We start from the raw sequence: 25,067 nt of genomic DNA, 5'->3' as shown, positions 1-25,067 counted from the left end.
GCCCCCTCCGCTCGATACGCCCGCTCCGCGGGCTACTCGATCAACATGGCTTTCCCCATACGTACTAGGTGATCTTTCCTAAGAGACCCACGGTCGTCAGCGGCTCGGTGCAGGATGAGCGCGTGCAGATGCGACTCGAACTCGTTCCCGTGCCCGTCTCCGATGTGGATCGGGCGCTGGCGTTCTACGCGGACGTCGTCGGCTTCCACGTCGACCACGACGTCCGGCCGTCGCCGTCGATGCGGATCGTCCAGCTGACGCCGCCCGGCTCCGCCTGCTCGATCGTGATCGGCACCGGGATGGGGCCCGGGCCGGAGGACGGCGTCGTCCGCGGGCTGCACCTCGTCGTCGACGACATCGACGCCGTGCGCGCCGAGCTGGTCGGGCGCGGGCTCGAGCTCTCGGACGTGCAGGACATGGGCGGCGTGAAGTACGCCCACTTCGCCGACCCGGACGGCAACACCTGGTCCCTGCAGGAGATCGGCTCGCGCACCCCGCCGGCCTGAGCGGTGGAGTTCGCCTTCATGCTGGTCGAGTAGCCCCGAAGGGGCGTATCGAGACCCGCGGTCCTCAGTACGACGGGTCTGCAGACTCCTGTTCTGATGCTGGGGGATCTCGATACGCCCGCTGCGCGGGCTACTCGATCAACATGAGGCGCCGCGCCGCAGACGGAGCCCGGGCGCGGCTTTGCTGGTCGAGTAGCCCCGCAGGGGCGTATCGAGACCCACCGTCACCAGCACGGCGGGGCTGCAGACTCGCGTTCTGACGGTGGTGGATCTCGATACGCCCGCTGCGCGGGCTACTCGATCAACAAGAAGACCGGCGCCGCGAGGCGCGTCGGCATGGGGTGCGCGCGCCGGGAGGAGCGTCCGCCTCGCGTCAGTCCTCGGGCCAGCGGACGCGGGCGCCGGTGCCGGGGTGCTTGCGCAGCCAGGCCGCGACGAAGGGGCAGCGGGGGACGACCGTGCCGCCCCCCTCCGTCACCGCGAGCACCGCGGCGCGGGCGAGGACGCTGCCGAGGCCGTGCCCCTCCCACGCGTCGAAGACGACGGTGTGCGTCAGCACCACCTCGTCGCCGCGGCGGACGTAGGCGGCGAAGCCCGCGACCTCGCCGCCGACGGAGATCTCGAAGCGGGAGCGCTCGGGCGCATCGCGGACGACGGGGGAGGGGGCGGCGGAGTCGCTCATGCTCCGATTCTCGCGCCCCGCGGCGCCGACGTGCTGGTGCGGATGACGAGGGAGGCGGGGATGGTCGTGTGCCGGGCGGGCGGCGGGGCCTCGCCCCGGGCCAGCGCCGCCAGCGCCTCCAGCACCAGCGCGACCGCCAGCTCGCCCTGCTGCCGCGGGTCCTGCCGGATCGAGCTCAGCCCGAACAGCTCGGCGAGCGGGTGGTCGTCGATCCCGATGATCGAGACGTCCTCCGGCACCGACAGCCCGAGCTCGCGCGCGGCGAGGATGATTCCGATCGCGATCTCATCGGACGCGGCGAAGATCGCGGTCGGCCGGGTCCGCGGATCGCCGAGCACCTGCCGCCCCGCGCGGTGCCCGCCCGGGATGTCGAAGCGGGTCGGCACGAAGTGGCCGGGTCCCCGGTCGAGGCCCGCCGCGGTCAGCGCCTGGCAGAACCCCTCGTGCCGCTTGGTGTGCACGTGGAAGTCCATCTCCTCCTCCCTCAGGCCGCCGATGTGCACGACGCGCTCGTGCCCGAGCGAGAGCAGGTGCTCGGTGGCGAGGCGGGCCGCGGCGACGTCGTCGATGCTGAAGGTCGGGATGCCGGGGAGCGAGCCGCCGATCCCGACGATCGGCTTGCCGAGCGCGAGCAGCGCCTCCGTCTCGTCGGGCGAGATCTCGAGGGTCACCGCGACGATCGCATCGACGCGCTTGCGGACCAGGTAGTACTCGAAGACGCTGCGGCGCGCGTCGTGGTGCTTGTCGATGTTGTAGAGGAGCACGTCGTAGCCGGCGGCGAGGAGGGCGTGCTCGATGCCCTCGATGATGCCGCCGAAGAACCACTGGTTGATCACCGGGATGATCACGGCGACGTTGTTGCTGCGGCCGGTGACCAGGCTCGAGGCGTTGGCCGAGACGACGTAGCCGAGGCTGGCGGCGGCGCGCTCGACCCGCTGCTTCGTGCCGGCGGAGACGTAGCCGCGGCCGCTGAGCGCGCGCGACACGGTCGCCTTCGACACCCCGGCGAGTTCGGCGACCTCTTCGATGCCTGGCACGGCGTTCCTCCCGGTCCGTCCGGCGTCGATGCTGGAAACGGTTCCAGAAAGTTATACCCCGGGCGCGACGCGACCGGGAGCGTCGAGATCGATCTCCCGTGGCGGTCGGCCCGATTTCCCGCGGTTCGTCGCCGGATCGTTATCTCAGAGAGCGCTCTATCGGCGCCGTTGTGCTTTCATCGAACTTGTGGAAAGGTTTCCCTCCGTGGAGGCCCGAGCCCACACGAACCCGGTGTTCCGCTCGGAGAGTCTTCGCACGGAACCACCAACAGCATCCGAGTCGTCGCAGCACCTGCTTCGAGTCGCCTCAGCCCGCCGGCCCGCCGGACGGCACCGGCCCTCGGCTGAACCACCACTCAATGAGGAGGAACCATGCGGTCATCCCTGCACCGCCGTATCACCCTTCCCGTCGCCGTTCTCGCAGCGGCCGGGATCGCCCTCGCCGGCTGCTCGAGCAGCAGCGACCCGAACGACCCCAACGCCGGCGGCGGCAGCTCCGCCGGCACTGTCGGCACCGCTGACGGCGTCGTCAACGTCTACGGCACCATCAACGGCGACGAGGCCACCCTTCTCGAGCAGTCCTGGGCGGACTGGGAGAAGGAGTCGGGCATCGACATCAAGTACACCGGCGACAAGGAGTTCGAGAAGCAGATCGGCATCAAGGTCCAGGGTGGCGACACACCGGACCTCGCGATCTTCCCGCAGCCGGGTCTGCTCGCCGACACCGTCGCCTCGGGCAAGGTCCAGGAGCTGCCCGAGGGCGCCCTGACGAACGTCCAGAACAACTGGTCCGAGGACTGGCAGAAGTACGGCCAGGTCGATGGCACCCAGTACGGCGCGCCGCTGATGGCGTCCGTCAAGGGCTACATCTGGTACTCGCCGGCGAAGTTCAAGGAGTGGGGCGTCTCCGTTCCCACCACCTGGGACGAGATGGAGGCGCTGGGCAAGACCATCGCCGAGAAGACCGGCGGACCGTCCTGGTGCGCGGGCTTCAACTCCGGTGAGGCATCCGGCTGGCCGGGCACCGACTGGATCGAGGACGCCGTCCTCCGCGAGGCCGGCCCCGACGTCTACGACTCCTGGGTCGCGGGCGACACCCCGTTCACCGACCCCGAGATCAAGGCGGCCTTCGACAAGGTCGGCTCGATCCTCCTCGACCCGACGCTGGTCAACGCCGGCTACGGCGACGTCTCCTCGATCAACTCGACCGCCTTCGGCGATGTCGCGCAGAACGTCGCCAACGGCACCTGCGCACTGACCCACCAGGCCTCGTTCTTCGAGGGCTTCCTGATCTCGGCCGGCGCCAACGTGGCCGAGGACGGCGACGTGTGGGCCTTCCTCACCCCGCCGGCCAGCGCCGACGACGCCCAGGCCGTCACCGGTGGTGGCGAGATGGTCGCCGCGTTCTCGAACGACGAGGACACCGCGAAGGTCCAGGAGTACCTGGCCAGCGCCGACTGGGCCAACAGCCGCGTCAAGCTCGGCGGAGTCATCTCGGCCAACACGGGCCTCGACGCCGCCAACGCCGGCAGCGACATCCTGAAGGACTCCATCGGCATCCTCCAGGACCCGGACACCACGTTCCGCTTCGACGGCTCGGACCTCATGCCGAAGTCCGTCGGTGCTGACAGCTTCTGGAAGGGCATGGTCGACTGGATCGACGGCTCGAGCACCGATCAGGTCCTCGAGGAGATCCAGGCCGGCTACACCTCCTAGCAGTCAGGTGGAGGGCCGCCGCTTCTCGGAGCGGCGGCCCTCGACCGATGCCCGTCCGGCCGGATCGCACCCGCGGTCCGGCCGGACCGGGCCTCACCAGAGTTCAGAGTCGCACTCGAAAGGGCGTCCATGTCCGGCTTCTTCCAGTGGCTGGCGAGCATCCCCCCGCTCGCGCAGATCCCCATCATCCTTCTGGCGTTCGCGGCGGTCGTCGCGATCATCCTCTTCTTCGTCGAGATCGCCCCGCGGCGCGGCACCGGCTACACGGTCCTCCGTCTCGCCATCACCGTCCTCCTCCCGGTGGTCCTCCTCCTCGCGTTCGGCCTGTACAACTCCGTCATGTGGGTCGCGGTCGTCGCGGCCGTCCTCGGCGGCATCCTCTTCCTGCTCGACTTCCGGTCCCGCAAAGGCGCGGGCTACGGACTGCAGCTGATCGCGTTCATGGCTCCGGCCGCCTTCTTCATCCTGATCGGCCTGATCTACCCGACGATCACGACGGCGCTGAACGCCTTCGTGAAGAACGACGGCTCCGGATTCGCCGGCCTCGACAACTTCATCTGGGTCTTCACCAGCCCGGACGGCGTCACCGCCTTCCTCAACACCGTGGTCTGGGTGCTCCTCGCCCCGATCACCGCCACTGCGATCGGCCTCGCCTACGCGGTCTTCATCGACAAGAGCCGCGGCGAGAAGTTCTTCAAGCTGCTGGTCTTCATGCCGATGGCGATCTCGTTCGTCGGCGCGTCGATCATCTTCAAGTTCTTCTACGACACCCGCCAGGGCGAGCAGATCGGTGTCCTCAACGGCATCCTCACCGCGTTCGGCGGCTCTCCCGTCGACTGGCTGGGTCTCGAGCCGTGGAACACGCTGTTCCTGGTCGTCGTGCTGATCTGGACCCAGGCCGGCTTCGCGATGACGGTCCTCTCGGCCGCCATCAAGGGCGTGCCCTCCGAGCAGCTGGAGGCGGCGTCGCTCGACGGCACCAACGCCTGGCAGTCGTTCTGGAACGTCGTCGTCCCGGGGATCCGCTCCTCGATCGTGGTCGTGCTGACCACGATCTCGATCGCGTCGCTGAAGGTCTTCGACATCGTCTCGGCGATGACCGGCGGTCGCTCCGACACCACCGTCCTCGCCTTCGAGATGGTCCGCCAGTTCCAGCTCGGCGCCCGCAGCGGCTACAGCGCGGCCCTCGCGGTCATCCTGTTCCTGCTCGTGCTCCCGATCGTCGTCTACAACGCCCGCCAGCTCGCCAAGCAGAGGGAGATCCGATGAGCGTCACGCCCACTCCGATCCAGGTTCCGGTCGACCGCAGCACCGAGCGCGCGCTCGCCCGCGGCGAGTCGAAGATCGAGGCGGCCAGCGGCAAGGTCCGCAAGGCGACCACCTCGCGCGGAGCGACCCTCGCGGCCGCGATCATCGCGGCGATCTGGACCATCCCGACCCTCGGGCTGTTCATCTCCTCGTTCCGTCCCGCGAACGACATCAAGACGACCGGCTGGTGGACGATCTTCGCCAACCCCGGCTTCACCCTCGACAACTACGCGAACGCGCTCAACTCCGGCGACAGCCTGACCCTGGGCAAGGCGTTCGTGAACTCGCTGGTCATCACGCTGCCGGCGGCGCTGATCCCGATCACGATCGCCAGCCTCGCGGCCTACGCGTTCGCGTGGATCGACTTCAAGGGCCGCAACACGCTCTTCGTGCTCGTGTTCTCGCTGCAGATCGTGCCGATCCAGATGGCCCTCGTGCCGCTGCTGCAGCTGTTCTCGGACGGCCTGCGCATCGGCAACCTCTACATCCTTCCCGGACTCGGGGTGAACGGGTTGGACGGCTCGTACGCGAAGGTGTGGATCGCGCACACGATCTTCGCGCTCCCGCTGGCGATCTTCATGCTGCACAACTTCATCTCGGAGATCCCCGGCGAGGTCATCGAGGCGGCCCGCGTGGACGGAGCCGGCCACGGCCAGATCTTCTTCCGCATCGTGCTGCCGCTGTCCGTCCCGGCGATCGCCTCGTTCGGCATCTTCCAGTTCCTCTGGGTCTGGAACGACCTGCTGGTCGCGACGGTCTTCACCTCCGGGCAGGGCTTGCCGATCACGAAGGCGCTGCAGGATCTGTCGGGCTCGTACGGCCAGTCGTGGGAGCTCCTCACGGCCGGCGCGTTCATCTCGATCATCGTCCCGCTGATCGTGTTCTTCGCCCTCCAGCGCTTCTTCGTCCGCGGCCTGCTCGCCGGCGCGACCAAGGGCTGACGCTCTCACGGAAGGCCCGGGTCCTGCTCACGCAGCGCCCGGGCCTTCTGTCGTTCCCTGGCTCGTCGGTACGGGGGTGCCCCCATGCTGATCGAGTAGCCCGCATCGCGGGCCGCTCATGTTGATCGAGTAGCCCGCGAAGCGGGCGTATCGAGATCCACCAGCGTCAGAACGCGAGTCTGCAGACCCGCCGTGCTGGTGACGGCGGGTCTCGATACGCCCCTGCGGGGCTACTCGACCAGCATGCTGTGGGCGCTGCGCGGCTGCCTCCGGGTCTCGATGCGCCGCCGGCGGCGGCTACTCGACCAGCATGATCCGGCAGCAGGTCTGCGGTCAGCCGGACCGCACGCCTTCCATGCTGGTCGAGTAGCCGCGGGACGCGGCGTATCGAGACCCGGTGAGCGGAGTCCGCGGAAGGCGGCCCGTCATGGCCGGCCGGGCAGCCGCCGAGCGCGCGCCGCTGAGCACATCTTCGCCGTGGGCGGAAGCCGCGGGCGGTGTCGGCGGCCGGGGTTATGGTCGAGCGATGAGCAGGATGGGTGACGTCGCGAGCGGCGGCGGGATGCGCGCCGGTGCGGTGCGCGGCAAGATCTCCAGCAGCGACCCCGACGCCCAGCGGCGGAAGAACTCCGACGCCCCGAGGATCGACCACCTCTTCTCGCGGATCGCCTCGCTCTTCCGCGCTCACCGCACCAAGCTGATGCTCACCGTCGCCCTCGTGCTCGTCGGCGCCGCGCTCACCGTCGTGCCGCCGCTGCTCACCCAGCTCGCCTTCGACCGCGGGCTGTTCCCCGAGAGCGGCCGTCCGAACTTCCCCGTCCTGCTCGAGCTCGTCGGCGTGATGGTGCTGATCTGGGTGGTCTCCGCGGTGCTCGGCGTCTGGCAGACCTTCCTCACCGCCACCGTCGGCAACAGCGTGATGGGCGAGCTGCGCATCCGGCTGTTCCGCCACCTCCAGGCGATGGAGCTCGGCTTCTTCACCCGCACCCGCACCGGCGTGATCCAGTCGCGCCTCGCGAACGATGTCGGCGGCGTGGCCAGCGTCCTCACCAACACCGTCTCGAGCGTCCTCGGCAACACCGTCACCGTGATCGCGGCCGTCGTCGCGATGCTCCTGCTCTCCTGGCAGATGACGATCGTCGCGGTGGTGCTCACTCCGGTGCTCGTGATCGCGCAGCGCCGGGTCGGCCAGGTCCGCGCCCGGATCGCCACCAAGACGCAGGAGTCGCTGTCCGAGATGACGGCGATCACGCAGGAGACGCTGAGCGTCTCCGGCATCCTGCTCGCCAAGAGCTTCGGCCGCCAGGAGTCGGAGGTCACCCGCTACGCCGACGAGAACGGCCGGCAGATCGAGCTCCAGGTCCGCCAGCAGATGTCCGGGCAGTGGTTCTTCGCGACCGTGCAGATCTTCCTCTCGGTGATCCCCGTGGTCGTCTACCTCGTCGCCGCGTGGCTGATCCTCGGCGGGACGACCGTGACCGCCGGGACCGTCGTCGCCTTCACGACCGTGCAGGCGCGGCTGATGTGGCCGCTGCTCGGCCTGATGCGGGTCGCACTCGACCTGCAGACCGCGGGTGCCCTCTTCGCCCGCATCTTCGAGTACCTCGACCTGCGGCCCGCGATCGCCGACCGCGCGGGCGCCCGCGACGTCGACGGCGAGCTCGGCCGCGTCGAGCTGGACGAGGTCGTCTTCCGCTACCCCGACCAGACCGACGACGTCCGGCCGACCCTCGACCGCGTCTCGGTCTCGATCGCGCCGGGCCAGTTCGTCGCCTTCGTCGGGCCCTCCGGCGCGGGCAAGACGACGATCTCGTACCTGGTGCCCCGCCTCTACGACGTCAGCGGCGGCTCCGTCCGCTTCGCCGGCACGGACGTCCGCGAGCTCCGTCAGGAGTCGCTCGTCTCGCACATCGGCATCGTCAGCCAGGAGACCTACCTCTTCCACGCGACGATCGCCGACAATCTCCGCTACGCCCGCCCCGACGCGACGCAGGAGGAGCTGGAGGCGGCCGCGCGGTCCGCGAACATCCACGACACGATCGCGTCCTTCCCCGACGGCTACGACACCCTCGTCGGCGAGCGCGGCTACCGGCTCTCCGGCGGCGAGAAGCAGCGCCTCGCGATCGCGCGCGTGCTGCTGAAGGACCCGGCCGTGCTCATCCTCGACGAGGCGACCAGCGCGCTGGACACCGTCTCGGAGCGGATCGTGCAGACCGCCCTCGACGACGCCGCCCGCGGCCGCACCACCATCGCGATCGCGCACCGCCTCTCGACGGTCGTCTCGGCCGACGTCATCCACGTCGTCGACGGTGGACGCATCGTCGAATCGGGCACCCACCTCGAGCTGCTGGAGCGCCGCGGCCTCTACGCCTCCCTCTACGCCCAGCAGGTCGAGACGGCCCTCAGCTCCTGACGACGCCGTCGGCCGCGAGGCCGGTGTCCGGTTCAGGCGCAGTCGACGACGAAGCGCATCAGGGCGGTCGCGTCGTCCGTCTCGAACAGCTCGTCGAGAGCCCGGTTGAACTCGAGGCGGCGGCTGTAGGGGATGTTGACGGCGTCCACGCCGGCGCTCATCAGCACTCCCGACATCATCAGCCTCGCCGTGCGCTTGTTGCCGTCGAAGTAGAACTGGCTGCGCGTTGCGGCGGCGAAGTAGGCCACCGCGCGCTCGCGCGGGTCGGGGAGGGTCTCGAGGAAGCGGACGAGAGAGTCGAAGCGCTCGATCAGTGCCCCGCCCTCGGGCCCGTGCTCGACCCCGGCCACGAAGCCGCCGTTGGCGAGGCGGACGCTGCCGCCGCCGGAGACGGCTCCCTCGCCGCGGAAGTGGCCGGACTCGATCGCCTCCTTCGCCGCGACCGTTGTGTGGAGGGCGTCCGACACGTCATTGCGGAGGGCGAAGGCGCTCCGGCCGACCAGCTGGTCCAGATCGCTGTAGGCCTCGCTCAACGCCAGGACCTGCTCCTCGTCGGCCAGCGGCTTGCCGCCGACGGTCACGCCCTCGAGGAGGGTCCGCACCTCGGGGAGGGTGAAGGTGTTGCCCTCGAGCGCCGCGGCGTTCCAGATCAGGTCGGGCAGCGAGGCGCGGAAGCGGAAGCGGGCGCGCTCGGTGGTGGTCGCCACGAGGCGGTGCCACTCGATCGAGGACGCGGTCCAGACGATGCCGGTCCGCTCGCGCAGGAGGGCGCTGTCCGCGGCGGGGAGTGAGCGGTCCGCCGGTCCTTCGGTCCGTCCGCCGGTCGGGCGACGCCGGTAGCCGGGTCCGGGTCCCTGCTCGTCGGTCACGACCACTCCCGTCCCAGCTCCGAGGCGATCGCCGCCAGGTCGCCGCCGAGGCCGATGCCGTCGAGCACCGCCTGCAGCGGTGACACCAGGACGAGTCCCTCCACGTCGACCGCGCCCTGGAACAGTGCCGCGGGCGCGCGGACCACGAGGACGTCGGCGTGCTCGGTGGTCGTCGGCGTCAGAGTGTCGGCGAGCAGCTGGGCGACCCGGCGCGGGTCCGGAGTCCAGAGCACCGAGACGCCCTGCGGGTCGTACCCCATCGCGTCGAAGGCTGCTGATCCGGAGAGCGCCCACGGCTTCTCGGAGGCGTGCCCCGCGGAGGCGAGGCGGTCCATGCTCCAGCGCGAGCCGGCGAGGGCGATCGCACCCGGCCGGTGCTGCGGCGCGGACGCTCGACCGGCCTCGCCGAGGAGGAGCGCCGTCTCCCCGCGTGAGTACCGGGTGAGCCGAGCGGTCCAGGCCGCGATCTCCTCGTCGTCCCGGTCCGCCGAGAGATCTCCGAGCATCGCCCGCGCGGCCGACGCCGCGTGCGGATCGGAGAGGGGTCGGACCGACAGATCGAGATCGAGGCCCGCCGCGAGCAGGAGCTCCCGCAGGTCGTCGAGGCGCGGGTCGGTCTGCCCCGAGAGGATCCGGTAGCCGGTGGCACGCGAGAGACCCGCGCGGGAGGCGAGGAGATCGACGGAGTAGCCGAGCTCCTTCTGCGCCGTCTCCAGCTCGCTGAGTCTCATGACTGAGACACTACTCCGATTCGTCTCACTGCTGAGACGGACCCGACAGAGATTCGTGATCAGGCGGCCGGGCGGTCCTCGAGCATCTGCTCCATCAGGGAGATCTCGGCCTCCTGTGCCTTCACGACGGAGGAGGCGAAGTCGGTGGCGACCGTGGCGCGGCTGCGGGCGAGCAGGGCCTCGGCCATGTCGATCGCGCCGCGGTGGTGGGCGATCATCAGTTCGAGGAACCTGCGGTCGAAGTCGCGGCCGGTCAGCGTGCTGAGCTCGGTGATCTGCTCGGGCGTCGCGAGGCCGGGCATGCTCTCCGGGACGACGTCCTCCTCCGTGGACATGCCCATCGAGGAGTGCTCGTCGGCGGCGCCGGCGAGGGTCGGCCGGCCCATCCAGGTCATCGACGGCTCGGGAGCCGCCTGCGGGAGGCCCCAGGAGTTCAGCCAGCCGAAGAGCTGGCCGGCCTGCTGCTGCTGGGTGAGCAGGATGTCCTTCGAGACGGTGCGGACCTCGTCGTCGGCGCTGCGGTCGCGCGCGATCATCGCCAGCTCGGCGCCCTGGAGGTGGTGCACCTGCATGTCGCGGGCGAAGCCGGCCTCGGCGCTCGTCGTCGACGGGGTGGCCGAGGAGGAGAACGGGGCGAGGGCGCCGAAGAGGTACCCGCCCGCCGCGCCCAGGAGCAGGGCGACGACGGCGACGGCCGCGACGAGGAGGCGGCCCCTACTGCTTGCCGGGCGCATCGATGCCTCCGGTGCACGGGGCACCGGGCTCGGGCGCGGTCGAGGCCTGCCAGAAGCGCTCGATGAACGCGTCGATGCGCGGGTCCTCGGGGGAGTCGATGGCGACCTGGGCGTCCCAGGCGCTGAGCACGATCGGCGACTCGAGGCCCTCGTAGGGCGAGACGACCGCGTAGGTCTCGGGCATCGCGGCGATCAGGGCGTCGACCTCGCTCTGCGGGAGCGACGGGTCGTAGGTCGCCCAGACGGCGCCGTGCTCGAGGTCGTGCACGGCGTTCTCGTTCGGGACGGGCTCGTTGTAGACGCCGCAGTTCATCCAGACGGCGTTGTGCGGGCCGCCCGCGGGGGGCGTCTGCTCGTACTCGACGGGGCCGGCGACGTGGGTCGCGTCGTTCTCGAAGGTCTGCAGGCCGTCGATCTGCCGGGCCTCGACGATCTGCTGGTTGCCGAGGACGGTGACCGCGACGATGCCGCCGATCGCGACGACGGCGAGGGCCGAGAGCGACCAGATCCAGATCCGGCCGCTGCGCTTGCGCTTGGCCTGCTCGCGCTTGTAGGCCTCGACCTTGTCCTGGCGGGCGCGGTTCTTGGCGGACATCGTGTCTTTGGGCACGGTGGCGTCTCTCGTTCTGATCGCGGGGTGGCGCGCCGGGGAGGGCGCAGACGCCTGAGAGGCGCTCTCAGAGGATAACGAGCGAGGCTCCGGATCGGATCAATGCGGGGTGGGAGTGCTGGCGGGGGCGGGTCTCGATACGCCCTGCGGGCTACTCGACCAGCATGATCCGCCTGCATGGTGATCGAGCCGCGCTCGCAGAGGGCGTCTCTTCATGTTGATCGAGTAGCCCTCGCAGAGGGCGTATCGAGATCCGCCGTTCTGCAGCGGGTGGGTCTCGATACGCCCCTCCGGGGCTACTCGACCAGCATGCGGCGCCTGCGGGTCGGCCGGTGAGCATGCAGCGCCGGGGTCAGCCGGTGAAGGTCAGCCAGAGGAGCAGGCCGTTGAGGACGATGAGGAAGAGGGCGGCGAGGATCGCGCCGAGGGTGGTGAACCAGCGGTTCGCCTGGTCGCCCATCAGGGTGCGGTTCCGGGTGAGGGCGACGAGCGGCACGAGCGCGAACGGGATGCCGAACGAGAGCACGACCTGGCTCAGCACGAGCGCGCGGGTCGGGTCGAAGCCGATCCCGAGCACGATCAGCGCCGGGATCAGTGTCACGAGGCGGCGGGCGACGAGCGGCACCCGCAGGTTCAGCAGCCCGTGCATGATCTCCGCGCCGGCGTAGGCGCCGACCGAGGTCGAGGCGAGTCCGGAGGCGAGGAGGCCGACCGCGAAGAGCGTCGCGACGACCGGACCGAGTGCTGCGCCGATCGCGGCGTGCGCACCCTCCAAGCTGTCGGTGGCGGCGACGCCGGAGAGCGAGTGCGCGGCGAGCAGGAGGATCGCGAGGTTCACGGTGCCGGCGATCGCGAGGGCGACGGTGACGTCGATCCGGGTGGCCGTGAGGATCCTCCGGCGGGCGGATACTCCGTCGACGCGGCCGAAGCGGTCCCGCGCGAGGGCGGAGTGCGCGTAGATCGCGTGCGGCATCACGGTCGCGCCGAGGATCGACGCGGCGAGGAGCACCGACTCCGAGCCGTCGAAGCGGGGGAGGAGCCCGGCGGCGGCCGCGCCCGCGTCCGGCGGATCGACGACGACGCCCACGGTGAAGCCGACCGCGATGACGACCATCAGCGCCGTGATCACGCGCTCGAACGGCTGCGCCCCGCCGCGGGTCTGGATCACCAGGAGCACCAGCGAGACGGCCCCGGTGACGAGTCCGCCCGCGAGCAGCGGCAGCCCGAACAGCAGGTTCAGCGCGATCGCCCCGCCGATGACCTCGGCGAGGTCGGTGGCGATCGCGACCGTCTCGGCCTGCAGCCAGTAGGCGCGGCGGCCCCAGCGGCCGCGGAGGCGCTCGCCGAGCAGCTCGGGCAGGCTCTTGCCCGTCATCAGGCCGAGCTTGGCCGAGAGGTACTGGATCAGCCAGGCCATCAGGTTCCCGAGGACGACCACCCAGACGAGCAGGTAGCCGAAGCGGGCGCCTGCCGTCATATTGCTGGCGACATTGCCCGGATCGAGGTAGGCGACTCCGGCGACCATGGCGGGGCCGAGCAGTCTGAGCAGGCGTGCATCGGCCGGACCCCGCGTCGTGGCGGTGATCGGAGGGGTCATTGCAGGTGTTGTCCGTTCCGGTCGGCGGTGACGCGAGGACCCCCACGATAGGGCACTCCTCTGCGCCGAGTCACTCCCTCGCGGGCCGCGCGGGAGCCGCCCGCGAGCGTCTCGGCGACCCCCGTCATCCGCCGATCCGCGGTTGATACGCTGGCCGCATGACCCTCGATCGAGCCCTTCCCGCACGCCCGGACACCGGGATGGCGTACGCCGATTCGGTGCTCGACCTGATCGGCGACACCCCGCTGGTGAAGCTCGGCCCGGTCGCCTCCGGCGTGCAGGCCACCGTCCTGGTCAAGGTGGAGTACCTCAACCCCGGCGGCTCGTCCAAGGACCGCATCGCGACCCGCATCATCGACGCGGCCGAGCGCGACGGCCTCCTGAAGCCCGGCGGCACCATCGTCGAGCCGACCAGCGGCAACACCGGCATCGGCCTGGCCCTCGTCGCGCAGCAGCGCGGCTACCGCTGCGTGTTCGTTCTGCCCGACAAGGTCGGCGAGGACAAGCGGAACGTGCTCACCGCCTACGGCGCCGAGATCGTCGTCACGCCGACGGCCGTCGCCCCCGAGGACCCCGACTCCTACTACTCCGTCTCCGACCGCCTGGCGCGCGAGATCCCCGGCGCCTTCAAGCCCAACCAGTACGCGAACCTCAACGGCCCGCTCAGCCACTACGAGACCACCGGCCCCGAGATCTGGCGCGACACTGCCGGAAAGCTCACGCACTTCGTGGCGGGCGTCGGCACCGGCGGCACCATCAGCGGCGTCGGCCGCTACCTCAAGGAGGTGTCGGAGGGCCGCGTGCAGATCGTCGGCGCCGACCCGGAGGGCTCGGTCTACTCCGGCGGTGGCGGGCGCCCGTACCTGACCGAGGGTGTCGGCGAGGACTTCTGGCCGAGCGCCTACGACCCGAGCGTGGTGGACCGGATCATCGCCTCCAGCGACGCCGAGTCGTTCGCGATGACCCGCCGCCTCGCCCGCGAGGAGGGCCTGCTCGTCGGCGGCTCGAGCGGCCTCGCCGTCTCGGTCGCGCTCAAGGCCGCGGCCGAGCTCGGACCGGACGACGTGGTCGTCGTGCTGCTCCCCGACGGCGGGCGCGGCTACCTCGGCAAGATCTTCAACGACCGCTGGATGCGCTCCTACGGCTTCCTCGAGCACCGCGAGGAGGGCACGGTGCGCGACGTGCTCTCGGCCCGTGCCGCCAACCCGACCACCGGCGATCTGCCCGCCCTCGTGCACGTGCACCCCAGCGACACGGTCCGCGACGCGATCGAGATCATGACGACCTACGGCGTCTCGCAGCTGCCCGTCCTCACCGCCGAGCCCCCCGTGGTGATGGGCGAGGTCGTCGGAGCGGTCGACGAGCGCGAGCTGCTCGACCGCGTCTTCAGCGGCGCGACCTCGATGACCGACCCGATCGGCGCCTCCGCCGGCGACGCGCTGCGGCTGATCGGCCTCGGCGAGAGCATCTCGGCCGCCCGCGCCGCGCTGAGCGAGGCCAACGCCCTGCTCGTCACCGACGAGGGCAAGCCCGTCGCCGTGATCACCCGGCAGGACCTCCTGTCGTTCGCGTCGGCCTGAGCGCCGCCCTCTCCCCTTCTTCTCCACCCCCTCGACCAGGAAAGCCCCGCGATCATGCCCAAGAAGCAGCACTTCGACACCCGCGCCATCCACGCCGGTCAGGAGTTCGACCCGACCACCGGCGCCGTCGTCCCGCCCGTCTACATGACGTCGACCTTCGTCCAGGACGGGATCGGCGGCTTCCGCGGCGGCTACGAGTACGCCCGCTCGGCGAACCCGACCCGCGACTCGCTGCAGGAGCTGATCGCCTCGCTCGAGGGCGCCGACGTCGCCTACTCGTTCTCCTCCGGCCTCGCCGCCGAGGACACGCTGATCCGCGCGGCGCTCGCCCCCGGCGACCACATCGTGCTCGGCAACGACGCCTACGGCGGAAGCCACCGCCTGATCGACCGGGTGCACGCGGCCTGGGGCATCACCAACACCGCCGTCGACATGTCGAACCTGCGCGAGGTGCAGCACGCGATCCGCCCCGGCGAGACCAAGATGCTCTGGGTCGAGACGCCGTCGAACCCGCTGATGACCATCAGCGACATCGCGGAGCTGGCCGACCTGGCCCACGCGCACGACCTGATCGTGGTCGTCGACAACACCTTCGCGTCCTCGGCGCTGCAGCAGCCGCTCGCGCTCGGCGCCGACGTGGTCGTGCACTCGACGACGAAGTACCTCGGCGGGCACTCGGACGTGGTCGGCGGGGCGCTCGCGCTGCGCTCGGGCCCGCTCGCGGAGAAGGTCGCCTTCCTGCAGTTCGCGGTCGGCGCGATCTCGGGACCGATGGACGCCTGGCTGACCGTGCGCGGCATCAAGACGCTCGCGATCCGGATGGAGCGGCACTCGAAGAACGCGCAGGCGGTCGCCGAGTTCCTCGCCGAGCACTCCGCCGTCACGGCCGTGCACTACCCCGGCCTGCCCACCCACCCGGGCCACGAGCTGGCGAAGCGCCAGATGTCGGGCTTCGGCGGCATGCTGTCGGTCGAGCTGGCGACCCCGCGCGCGGCGCGGAAGTTCGCGGAGTCGACCGAGCTGTTCCAGCTGGCGGAGTCGCTGGGCGGCGTGGAGTCGCTGATCGGCTACCCGAGCGAGATGACCCACGCGTCCGTGAAGGGCACGCCGCTCGAGGTGTCGGAGTCGCTGGTGCGGCTCTCCGTCGGCATCGAGGACCCGAGCGACCTGATCGCGGACCTCGCGGCGGCCCTGCCGAAGAAGTAGCGGCGGTGCCGGAGGAGCGTGCGGACTGGCGCTCCTCCGGCGGCCCGTGGCAGTTCTTCGTGGGACGCGGTGATCCTGCCACTGCCAGGATCAGAGGCATGACCTCCTCCGCGCGCCGCATCGTCGATCTCAGCTACACCGTCGCGGACGGACTGGTGACCTACCCCGGTCTGCCGGCCCCGCGGATCCGGCCGCACCTCACCCGCGAGGCCTCGCGCGCCGCGTACGCGCCGGGCACCGAGTTCGCGCTGGACGTCATCGAGATGATCGGCAACACCGGCACCTACCTCGACAGCCCGTTCCACCGCTACGAGGGCGGCACCGACCTGGCCGGGCTCGACCTCGAGACGCTCGTCGACCTCCCCGCCGTCGTGGTCGACGCGCGCCGGGCCGCGGAGCGCGGGATCGACGGCACGGCGTTCGACGGCCTCGACGTCTCCGGCGCCGCCGTGCTGCTCTCGACCGGCTGGGACGCGCACTTCGCCACGCCCGGGTACGCGAGCGGCGCGCCCTTCCTCACGGCCGGCGGTGCCGAGGCGCTGATCGCCGGCGGCGCGGTGCTCGTCGGGATCGACTCGCTCAACATCGACGACGTCGAGGGTGCCGGCGAGCGGCCCGCCCACAGCCTGCTCCTCGCCGCGGGAGTGCACGTCGTCGAGCACCTCACCGGCCTCGAGCAGCTCCCCGCCACGGGCGCCTGCTTCACCGCGGTGCCGCCCAAGGTGCGCGGCTTCGGCACCTTCCCGGTGCGGGCCTACGCGGTCGTCGGCGGCCGCTGAGACCACCGGGCGTCCAGGGGCGCCTGGCTATCCTGGATCGATGCACTCCGCCCTCGCCGCGCTCGGCCGACGTCTCCGGCCCCGCACGCGCCTCGCCGCGCTGGGGGCCCGGCTCCGCCCGCGCACCCGCCTGCTCCGCCTCGCGCGCCGCGCCCGATCCGCGCCGCAGAGCCTCCGCGAGCGCCGCGCCGCGGCCGTCGCCGCCCGTCCGATCGACCACCCGCGCTCGCTCGCCTTCCGCCGCGAGCTGCTCGGCCTCGACCTCGCGAACCGCGTCTCCCGCCGCCCCGTCGTCGACCCGGCCGGCGAGGTCGTCGTCACGATGACCACCCACGGCGAGCGGATCCGGCGCGTGCACGTCGCGATCGAGTCGATCGCTCGCGGATCCGTCCGCCCGGCCCGGCTCGTGCTCTGGCTCGACGACCCGGCGCTGTTCGCCGCGCTGCCCGCGAGCCTCGAGCGCCTGCGCCGCCGCGGCCTCGAGATCAGGCTGGTCGACGGCTACCGCGTGCACACCAAGTACTACCCGCACCTGCTCTCCGGGCGCGCGGGGGAGCGCGACCTGGTCACCTCCGACGATGACATCGTCTACCCGCGCACCTGGCTCCGGGGCCTGCTCGACGCCCGCTCGCGCTACCCGGGCGAGACGGTGCTCTGCTATCGCGCGCACCGGGTGCTCGTCGCGGACGGCGGCGTCGCTCCGTACACGAGCTGGCCGCCCGTCGCGGACACCCGGGCGGGCTACGACGTCTTCGGCACGTCGGTCTCCGGGCAGCTCTTCCCGAGCGAGCTGATGGTCGCGATCGCGGGGCACGGCGACGCCTTCCGCGAGGTCGCTCCCGACGCCGACGACATCTGGCTGCACGTGCGCGCGGTCGACGCGGGCTACCGCGTCGCGCAGATCGAGCCGGCCGCCGAGCTCTTCCCGTTCGTGCCGCGCACGCAGCAGACCGGCCTGTACCTCGTCAACTACTGGGACGGCGGCAACGACCGCCAGGTCGGGGCGAGCTACACGCCCGAGGTCACCGCCCGCATCGCCGCGGACGCCGACCGTCAGGGGGCGACCGCGTGAGACTCCTCTTCCTCAGCAACCTCTACCCGCCGCAGGTGCTCGGCGGCTACGAGATGACCTGCGCCCGCGTCGCCGAGGCGATGGCCGCGCGAGGCCACGACGTGCGGGTGCTGACCACACCGACCTACCTGCCGCCGGAGCCGTCCGCCGTCGAGGTGCACCGCACACTGAGCCTGCGCACCTACTTCCCGCTGCCGCAGACCGGCGGCGAGATCGCCCAGCTGATGCACCACGAGAGCGCGGTGTCGCGGTTCGAGAACACCCGGATCCTGCTCGAGGAGCTGCGCGACTTCGCCCCGACGCACGTCGTCGCCTTCAATCTGCTGGGCCTCGGCGGGCTCGCGCTCGTCGATCTGCTGCGCCGCGTCGAGGCGGGCTGGATGTGGAACCTCGGCGACCGGACGCCGAACGCGCTCGTCGACGGGCTGCCCGCCAAGGTGCTGTCGGTCTACGGAGCGGACGAGCCGGACCACTTCGACCGCGGCGAGATCGTGGCCGTCAGCCGTTCGCTCGTCGAGTCGATCGAGGCGGGCGGGCTGCAGCTCGGCGACGTCGAGGTGATCGGGCGCGGTGTCGTCGTGCCCGCCGACGACGGCCTGCGGAGCTACCGCGAGGGCGGCGTCACGCGCTTCACCTTCGCGGCCTCGCTCGGCGAGCACAAGGGCGTCGACCTCGTGCTCGAGGCGTCGGCCGCGCTCGCGGAGCGGACCCGCGACTTCCGGGTCGACCTCTACGGCGACGGCGACGTGGACGGCTACCGCGCCCGGGCCGAGGCGGCCGGGCTCGACGGCGTCGTGACCTTCCACGGCGCGCGCCCCCGCGACGAGGTGCTGGCCGCGCACCGCCGCGCCGACGCCTTCCTCTTCCCCACCTGGGCGGGCGAGCCGTTCGGCGTCGCCCCGGTGGAGGCGGCCGCGGCCGGCTGCGTGCCGATCGTGACCGCCGCGAGCGGAGTCGCCGAGTTCCTCGTCGACGGCGTCGACTGCATCAAGATCCGACGCTCGGTGCCCGCGCTGCTCGCGGCGATGAGCGACGTGGTGACGGGCGCGGCCGACCTGGAGGCTCTCGGTCGCCGGGGGCGCGCGGCGGCCCGAGGACCGCTCTCCTTCGAGCGCTCGATCGAGCTGCTCGAGCAGTCGCTGGAGCGCCGCTCGCGGCCGGGCCTCGCCGAGCGCGCGGCCGACACGGCCCTCGAGGCCGAGATCATGGACAAGGACCACCGCGCGATGGACGTGCTCCACCGCCGCTTCTCCGGACGGGACGACGAATGACCGACGACCACGACTTCAAGGCCGACCCCGCCTCCGCACCGACCCGCTTCGGCCGGGGCGGCGTCGCACTGCGCGAGGCGATGCACCGGCTGGTCGCGCCGTACTTCGAGCAGGCGCGGCTGCGGACCGAGGAGGTGCGCGAGGAGGTCGCCGGCGTCCGCGGCGAGCTCGCGGGGCTGCGGGACGAGCTCGCGGCGGTGCGCGCCGAGACGGCGGCGCTGCGCGAGGAGACGGCCGGGCTGCGCTCGGCGCTCGACGAGGACCGGGCCGCCGCCGCGGAGTTCCGCCAAGAGGCCCAGGAGTCGCTGGCCGTCACGCCGCCGCTGCTCACCGCCGGCGAGTCGCGGACGGCGGAGCTCGAGGAGCGCGTCCGCGGCGCCGAGCTCGAGCTGCGCGCGGTGACGCGGCGCCTCGCGGAGGCGCTGGACGCGACCGACTGAGCCCGCGAGCCTCAGGTATCGGTGATCCGTTCGGCACTCTCTGCTGGAATGCGGGGGCCGAAGCAGCAGAAAGTGGCGAACGGGTCACAGGTCGGGGCGCCGGCCCGCGTCGAGGAGGCGCTCCGGGTCGTCGCCTTCGTGGCCACTGGACGCGCACGGGGGCCTGCACCTCTGCCGATGCCCCGTTCGGGTCCGCTCGTGCGGGGCGCAGCGGGCGAGACGACGGGCAACGGGTTCTGCACAGCCTCCGGCGCCCGGTTCGGGTCCGCTCGCGGACGTCCTCCCGCGTTGCGCGGCGAGTGACGCGGCGCCTCGCGGAAGCGCTGGACGCGACCGCCTGGGCGCCTCGGGGTCGAGCCCGTCGGACGATCTCTGCTGGTCCGCGACGTCGGAGGCAGCAGAATCCGCACACGGCGGGGCGGCGCCGTCGCCCGCTCTCAGGCCGGGACGGCCGTGCGGGCCAGCAGCTCCGCGATCCGGCCCGTGCAGCCGCCGCAGCCGGTGCCGGCGCGGGTGGCCGAGCCGATGCAGGCGACCGTGTCGTGGCCCGCGGCGGCCGCCTCCGCGATCGTGCCGGCCGAGACGCCGTTGCACCAGCAGACCGTCGCGTCCGGAGCGAACGGGTCGCCGGTCGGCGCCGCACCCGCGTCCGGAGCGTCGAGCCGCAGCAGGCTCGAGCGGTCGGCCGGCAGCTCGGAGCCGCGCTCGAACAGCAGCGTCAGCTCGGCGCCGACCCGCGGCAGGCCGACCGAGACGAAGCCGCGCAGCACTCCGCCGACCGTGACGAGCTTGGCGTAGCCGCCCCGGGCGGGATCCGCCCAGACGGTCACCTCGGGGTGCGGGGCGCCGTCGCAGGCGTCCCAGGGCTCGGCCGTCGGATCGCCGCCCGCCACCAGGTCGACGCCCTCGGCCTTCAGCATCACCACGGCGGGGCGCGCGGCCGGCACGCGCTCGTCGGCGTGGCGGCCCGCCGCCTCCGCCGTGATGCGGGCCGCGAGGCGGTCGGCCTGCTGCCAGCCCGGGCCGATCAGGCCGCTCGGCCCGCCGGGCACGCGCCCGTCCGGCAGCGCCGAGCCGCGGGTCGCGACGTGGGCGCAGTCGCCGATCGCGAAGACGCGCGGATCCGTCCAGCTGCGCTGGTGCTCGTCGACCAGGATCCCGGTCGAGACCGCGAGGTCGGCGCTCGCCGCGAGCTCGGTGCGCGCCCCGACGCCGCAGGACAGCACGAGCAGGTCGCCCTCGATCTGCTTGCCGTCCGCGCAGACCAGCGCCTGGAAGTGCGCGCGGCCGAGGTCGTCGTGGGCGAGCAGGATGCTCTCGGAGCGGGCGTGCGACACCATGTCGACGCCGGAGGTGCGGGCGGCCGCGGCGAGCATCCGCCCGCCGCCGTGATCGAGGTTCCGCCCCATCGGGATGTCGCCGTGGTAGACGACCACGACGTCGGCGCCCTGCTCGGCGGCGGCGAGCGCGAACTCGACCCCGAGCACTCCGGCGCCGAGCACCACGATGCGGGAGCGGGCGCGCACCGCGTCGAGTACGACGTGCGCGTCGTCGAGGTCGCGCAGCGCGACCACGCGCTCGGGCAGCGGGCTCGCACCCTGGTCGAGCGTCGCGGGCAGTGCCGAGCGCACCCGCCGGTCGCGCCGCGAGCGCTCCATCCCGGCGAGGGTCGGCACGTTCGCCCGGGCGCCGGTCGCGAAGACCAGGCGGTCGTAGGGGAGGCGCTCGTCGTCGTGCAGGCGGACGACCCCGCGCGCGCGGTCGAGGCCGACGGCGGCGGCACCGAGGCGGAAGACGACTCCGGCCGCCTCGGCCGTGGCGCGGTCGCCGAGGTCGAGCCGCTCGCGGGTCGCCCGCCCGACGGCGTACTCGGCCAGCAGCACGCGGTTGTAGGCGTCGGCGGATTCCGCGCCGACCACGGTCAGCGCGACCGACCCGGCACGGACGGCCGGCAGCAGCTCCTCGACGAAGCGCGCGCCCACCGGCCCGTAGCCGAGCAGGACGATCCGCTCGGGGGCGGCGGCTCCGCTCTCCGGCGGCGACACGGTCTCAGACATCGAGCCCTCCTTCCGCGCGGATCCAGACCCGCGTCCGCTTGAACTCCGGCATCGAGGAGATCGGATCGACGACCGCCTCGGTCAGCAGGTTGGCGCACTGCTCGCCCGCGTAGTGGAACGGCAGGAACACCGTGTCGTGCCGGATGTCGGCCGTGACGCTCGCGCGCGCTCGCACCACTCCGCGCGCGTTGCCGACCGAGACCGGCCCGCCGTCGCGCACGCCGAGCCGGGAGGCGGTGGCCGGGTGGATCTCGAGCCGCGCCTCGGGCCGCGCCGCGTCGAGCTCGGCGACCCGCCGGGTCTGCGTGCCCGACTGGTACTGCTGCAGGTAGCGGCCGGTGATCAGCGTCAGCTCGTCGCCGACGTCGACCGGCGCCGGGGGAGCGGTGCTGACCGCGACCATCCTGGCCCGGCCGTCGGCGTGGCCGAAGCGCTCGCCGAAGAGCCGCGGAGTGCCGGTGCTGCCGGCGGGATACGGCCAGTACGCGGCGACCCCGGTGTCGAGCAGCGCGTGGGAGAGCCCGGAGTAGTCCGCGACGCCGCCGGCCGAGGCGCGGGCCAGCTCGTCGAACACCTCCGCCGGCTCGGTCGACCAGGTCGAGGGCGCGGCGAGGCGGCGGGCGAGCTCGCTCAGGATCCACAGCTCGCTGCGGACCCCTGCGGGCGGGTCGATCGCGCGGCGGCGGCGCAGGACGCGGCCCTCGAGCGAGGTCATCGTCCCCTCCTCCTCCGCCCACTGCGGCACCGGCAGCACGATGTCGGCCAGCGCCGCGGTCTCGGAGAGGAAGAAGTCGCAGACGACGAGCGTGTCCAGCGCCGAGAGCCCGGCCCGCACCGCGTCGACGTCGGGCGCCGAGACGACCACGTTCGAGCCGTGCACGAGCAGGCAGCGCACCGAGCGGCCTAGCTCGGCGAGCAGCGCGACGGCCGGCAGCCCGGGTCCGGGGATCGTCGCGGGATCCACGCCCCAGACGCCGGCGACGTGGCGCCGCGCCTCCGGGTCGCGGATCGAGCGGTAGCCGGGCAGCTGGTCGGCCTTCTGCCCGTGCTCGCGGCCGCCCTGGCCGTTGCCCTGGCCGGTGAGGGTGCCGTAGCCGGAGCCCGGCCGCCCGACCAGCCCGAGCACGAGCGCGAGGTTGATCGCCGCGGTCGCGATGTCGGTGCCGTCCACGTGCTGCTCGACCCCGCGGCCGGTCAGCACGAAGGCGCGACCGGTGGCGAGGCGGCGGGCGGTGCGACGGAGCAGCTCGGTCGGCACGCCCGTGACGGAGGCGGTGCGCTCCGGCCACCAGGACGCGACACTCCTGCGCACCGCGTCGAACCCGGTCGTGCGCGCGGCGAGGTAGTCGCGGTCGGCCAGCTCCTCGGCGAGCACGAGGTGGGTGAGGCCGAGCAGCAGCGCGAGGTCGGTGCCCGGCGCGGGCTGCAGGTGCAGTCCGGCGCCGTCCTCGGTGAGCCGGGCGGTGGCGGAGCGGCGCGGATCGACGACGATCAGCCCGCCGCGCGAGCGCGCCCCGGCCAGGTGCGCCAGGAACGGCGGCATGGTCGCCGCGACGTTCGAGCCCAGCAGCAGGATCGTGTCGGCCTCGTCGAGGTCGGTCACCGGGAACGGTAGCCCGCGGTCGACCCCGAAGGCCCGGTTGCCGGCGGCGGCGGCCGAGGACATGCAGAACCGGCCGTTGTAGTCGATCCGCGAGGTGCCGAGCGCGATCCGGGCGAACTTGCCGAGCTGGTAGGCCTTCTCGTTGGTCAGCCCGCCGCCGCCGAAGACCGCGACCGCGTCCGCTCCGTGCCGCTCCTGAGCGGTCGTGACGGCCGCCGCGACCGCGTCGAGCGCCTCCGCCCACGTCACCTCGGTGAAGGTGCCGTCCGCCCCGCGCATCAGCGGTGCGCGCAGTCGCTGCCCGCTCGCGAGCAGTTCCGCGGCCGTCCAGCCCTTCGCGCAGAGCCCGCCCCGGTTGGTCGGGAACTCCCGCCCCGCGATGCTCACCGGCGTCGGGTCGTCGACCCGGGTCAGCGTCATCGCGCACTGCAGGGCGCAGTACGGGCAGTGCGAGTCGGTCGGAGCGGGTGCGGCGGTCATCGTCAGATCCGGGTCCCCGTCTTCGCGGCCAGGCGGAGGTAGACGCCCGCCGTGATCGCGAGCATCACCGCGTAGGCGGCGACGAACCAGCCGAGCGCCGTCGTGTAGTCGCCGAAGGTCGTCTTCGAGTAGCCGAGCAGCTGCGGGATGACGAACCCGCCGTAGGCGCCGATCGCCGAGATCAGTCCGAGGGCCGCGGCGGAGGTGCGCTGCGCGCCGACCCCGTCGTCGCCCTTCTGGCGGGCGCGGAGGGCGAAGACGGTCGGGATCATCCGGTAGGTGGCGCCGTTGCCGATGCCCGCCGAGGCGAACAGCACGAGGAAGCCGAGGAGGAACAGCCAGAAGCTGCCGAGCGGCAGTGTCGCGATGACGAAGAGGATGCCGGCGCCCATGGCGACGAACGCGGCGATGGTCACGGGTGCCCCGCCGAAGCGGTCGGCGAGCCGGCCGCCGTAGGGCCGCGAGAGCGAGCCGACCAGGGCACCGAGGAAGGCGAGCGTGAGCGTCGCGGAGCCGACGGTGAAGCCGGAGAACTCGGGGAAGGTGTCGACGATCAGCTTGGGGAAGACGCCGGCGAAGCCGATGAACGAGCCGAAGGTGCCGATGTAGAGCACCGCCAGCAGCCAGAGGTGCGGCTCGCGCAGCGCGGCGAGCGAGGCGGCGACGTCGGCCTTCGCGGTCGAGAGGTTGTCCATCCGCTTCCAGGCCCCGATCATCGCGACCACGATCAGCGGCACCCAGATGAGGCCGGCGAGCGGCAGGTTCACCGTGGCCGCGGCGCCGATCGTGACGGCGATCGGCACGATCAGCTGAGCCACCGAGGCGCCGAGGTTGCCGCCCGCGGCGTTCAGGCCGAGCGCGTAGCCCTTCTGCGCGTACGGGTAGAAGAAGGTGATGTTGGCCATCGAGCTGGCGAAGTTGCCGCCGCCGAAGCCGGCCAGTGCGGCGACGAGGAGCATCACGCCGAAGGGCGTGTCCGGATTCCCCACCGCGATCGCGAGTCCGATGCTCGGGATGAGCAGGAGGCCCGCCGAGACGATCGTCCAGTTCCGTCCGCCGAAGCGGGGGACCATGAAGGTGTACGGGATCCGCAGCGTCGCGCCGACGAGGCTCGGCATCGAGATCAGCCAGAAGATCTCGCCGGTGCTGAAGTCGAAGCCGGCCGCCGGCAGCTGGACGACCACGACCGACCAGAGCTGCCAGACGACGAAGCCGAGGAACTCGGCGAAGATCGACCAGCGCAGGTTGCGGCCGGCGACCCGGCGCCCCTCCGCCTGCCATTGCGCGGGGTCCTCGGGGTTCCAGCCGTCGATCCAGCGGCCGGGGCGGCGGGTGAGGCCCGACGGGGTGGTCGTCGCGGTGCCTGTAGTGGCGGGGGCGGTGGTGGGCGGTGCAGCAGTCATCGGATCCTCCGGGGAGTGGGCGCGGGCGCGCC

21 protein-coding genes are annotated in these 25,067 nt (G+C 72.2%); 11 read left to right on the top strand and 10 right to left on the bottom strand.

The features are described 5' to 3' along the window. Positions 1–122 precede the first annotated feature (122 nt). The gene (locus HQQ86_RS09875) at positions 123–506 is read left to right on the top strand and encodes a VOC family protein (RefSeq protein ID WP_173287941.1); all 384 of its coding nucleotides are present in this window, start codon (positions 123–125) and stop codon (positions 504–506) included. A gap of 373 nt (positions 507–879) precedes the next feature. Here the strand turns inward: HQQ86_RS09875 and HQQ86_RS09870 are convergent, their stop codons facing one another. Together HQQ86_RS09870 and HQQ86_RS09865 are read right to left on the bottom strand one after the other, a co-directional pair. Continuing rightward, positions 880–1,188: a GNAT family N-acetyltransferase gene (locus tag HQQ86_RS09870; protein WP_173287940.1), complete on the bottom strand. Its 309-nt coding sequence runs from the start codon at positions 1,186–1,188 to the stop codon at positions 880–882. Next, complete coding sequence (locus HQQ86_RS09865; protein ID WP_173287939.1) at positions 1,185–2,225, bottom strand: LacI family DNA-binding transcriptional regulator; 1,041 nt, start codon at positions 2,223–2,225, stop codon at positions 1,185–1,187. Before HQQ86_RS09865 ends, HQQ86_RS09870 begins: the two co-directional genes overlap by 4 nt. Positions 2,226–2,597: 372 nt before the next feature. Between HQQ86_RS09865 and HQQ86_RS09860 the strand changes: the two genes are divergently transcribed. From HQQ86_RS09860 to HQQ86_RS09845, 4 genes are all read left to right on the top strand, one after another. Continuing rightward, a complete protein-coding gene (locus tag HQQ86_RS09860; RefSeq protein WP_173287938.1) occupies positions 2,598–3,941 on the top strand; it encodes an ABC transporter substrate-binding protein in 1,344 nt (447 codons plus the stop codon). 129 nt (positions 3,942–4,070) lie between these two features. After that, positions 4,071–5,210: a carbohydrate ABC transporter permease gene (locus tag HQQ86_RS09855; RefSeq protein WP_173287937.1), complete on the top strand. Its 1,140-nt coding sequence runs from the start codon at positions 4,071–4,073 to the stop codon at positions 5,208–5,210. Next, positions 5,207–6,190, top strand: coding sequence for a carbohydrate ABC transporter permease (locus HQQ86_RS09850; protein ID WP_123447787.1), 984 nt, complete (start codon positions 5,207–5,209; stop codon positions 6,188–6,190). The genes HQQ86_RS09855 and HQQ86_RS09850 overlap by 4 nt, the downstream gene beginning before the upstream one ends. Before the next feature lie 535 nt (positions 6,191–6,725). Then, positions 6,726–8,603, top strand: a complete 1,878-nt coding sequence (locus tag HQQ86_RS09845; RefSeq protein WP_173288756.1) for an ABC transporter ATP-binding protein — start codon at positions 6,726–6,728, stop codon at positions 8,601–8,603. A gap of 32 nt (positions 8,604–8,635) precedes the next feature. Here HQQ86_RS09845 and HQQ86_RS09840 read toward each other — a convergent pair whose 3' ends face one another. The 5 genes from HQQ86_RS09840 to HQQ86_RS09820 form a co-directional block, all read right to left on the bottom strand. After that, positions 8,636–9,472, bottom strand: a complete 837-nt coding sequence (locus HQQ86_RS09840) for a Fic family protein (protein ID WP_216845294.1) — start codon at positions 9,470–9,472, stop codon at positions 8,636–8,638. Continuing rightward, positions 9,469–10,203, bottom strand: a complete 735-nt coding sequence (locus tag HQQ86_RS09835) for a hypothetical protein (protein WP_173287936.1) — start codon at positions 10,201–10,203, stop codon at positions 9,469–9,471. Before HQQ86_RS09835 ends, HQQ86_RS09840 begins: the two co-directional genes overlap by 4 nt. Before the next feature lie 59 nt (positions 10,204–10,262). Then, complete coding sequence (locus tag HQQ86_RS09830; protein WP_173287935.1) at positions 10,263–10,937, bottom strand: DUF305 domain-containing protein; 675 nt, start codon at positions 10,935–10,937, stop codon at positions 10,263–10,265. Next, positions 10,918–11,547, bottom strand: coding sequence for a DUF3105 domain-containing protein (locus tag HQQ86_RS09825; protein WP_367948609.1), 630 nt, complete (start codon positions 11,545–11,547; stop codon positions 10,918–10,920). The genes HQQ86_RS09830 and HQQ86_RS09825 overlap by 20 nt, the downstream gene beginning before the upstream one ends. A gap of 352 nt (positions 11,548–11,899) precedes the next feature. After that, positions 11,900–13,144, bottom strand: coding sequence for an Nramp family divalent metal transporter (locus HQQ86_RS09820; protein WP_173287934.1), 1,245 nt, complete (start codon positions 13,142–13,144; stop codon positions 11,900–11,902). A 200-nt stretch (positions 13,145–13,344) separates the two neighbouring features. On the opposite strand from HQQ86_RS09820, the gene HQQ86_RS09815 reads away from it, so the two are divergent. From HQQ86_RS09815 to HQQ86_RS09790, 6 genes are all read left to right on the top strand, one after another. Beyond that, positions 13,345–14,724, top strand: a complete 1,380-nt coding sequence (locus HQQ86_RS09815; protein WP_173288753.1) for a cystathionine beta-synthase — start codon at positions 13,345–13,347, stop codon at positions 14,722–14,724. Between the two features lie 54 nt (positions 14,725–14,778). Next, positions 14,779–15,930: a cystathionine gamma-synthase gene (locus HQQ86_RS09810; protein ID WP_173287933.1), complete on the top strand. Its 1,152-nt coding sequence runs from the start codon at positions 14,779–14,781 to the stop codon at positions 15,928–15,930. Positions 15,931–16,028: 98 nt separating this feature from the next. Further along, complete coding sequence (locus HQQ86_RS09805; RefSeq protein WP_173287932.1) at positions 16,029–16,709, top strand: cyclase family protein; 681 nt, start codon at positions 16,029–16,031, stop codon at positions 16,707–16,709. Positions 16,710–16,749: 40 nt separating this feature from the next. Next, positions 16,750–17,781: a glycosyltransferase gene (locus tag HQQ86_RS09800; protein WP_173287931.1), complete on the top strand. Its 1,032-nt coding sequence runs from the start codon at positions 16,750–16,752 to the stop codon at positions 17,779–17,781. Next, positions 17,778–19,052 carry a glycosyltransferase family 4 protein gene (locus HQQ86_RS09795; protein ID WP_173287930.1) on the top strand — a complete coding sequence of 425 codons (1,275 nt, stop codon included), beginning with the start codon at positions 17,778–17,780 and terminating at the stop codon, positions 19,050–19,052. Before HQQ86_RS09800 ends, HQQ86_RS09795 begins: the two co-directional genes overlap by 4 nt. After that, positions 19,049–19,492, top strand: a complete 444-nt coding sequence (locus tag HQQ86_RS09790; protein WP_173287929.1) for a hypothetical protein — start codon at positions 19,049–19,051, stop codon at positions 19,490–19,492. The genes HQQ86_RS09795 and HQQ86_RS09790 overlap by 4 nt, the downstream gene beginning before the upstream one ends. A 437-nt stretch (positions 19,493–19,929) precedes the next feature. Here HQQ86_RS09790 and HQQ86_RS09785 read toward each other — a convergent pair whose 3' ends face one another. From HQQ86_RS09785 to HQQ86_RS09775, 3 genes are read right to left on the bottom strand one after another with little or no spacing between them, the layout of a single operon-like run. Next, positions 19,930–21,549, bottom strand: a complete 1,620-nt coding sequence (locus tag HQQ86_RS09785) for an NAD(P)/FAD-dependent oxidoreductase (protein ID WP_173287928.1) — start codon at positions 21,547–21,549, stop codon at positions 19,930–19,932. Beyond that, positions 21,542–23,632 (bottom strand): molybdopterin oxidoreductase family protein, encoded by a 2,091-nt coding sequence (locus tag HQQ86_RS09780; RefSeq protein ID WP_173287927.1) that lies wholly within the window; start codon positions 23,630–23,632, stop codon positions 21,542–21,544. Before HQQ86_RS09780 ends, HQQ86_RS09785 begins: the two co-directional genes overlap by 8 nt. A gap of 2 nt (positions 23,633–23,634) precedes the next feature. After that, a complete protein-coding gene (locus HQQ86_RS09775; RefSeq protein ID WP_173287926.1) occupies positions 23,635–25,035 on the bottom strand; it encodes an MFS transporter in 1,401 nt (466 codons plus the stop codon). Positions 25,036–25,067: the final 32 nt, after the last annotated feature.

It is taken from the genome of Rathayibacter sp. VKM Ac-2857 (genome assembly GCF_013205025.1).
GTDB lineage: Bacteria > Actinomycetota > Actinomycetes > Actinomycetales > Microbacteriaceae > Rathayibacter.
Note: the sequence above shows the minus strand (reverse complement) of the source record. Positions and strands in the feature narration are given on the sequence as shown.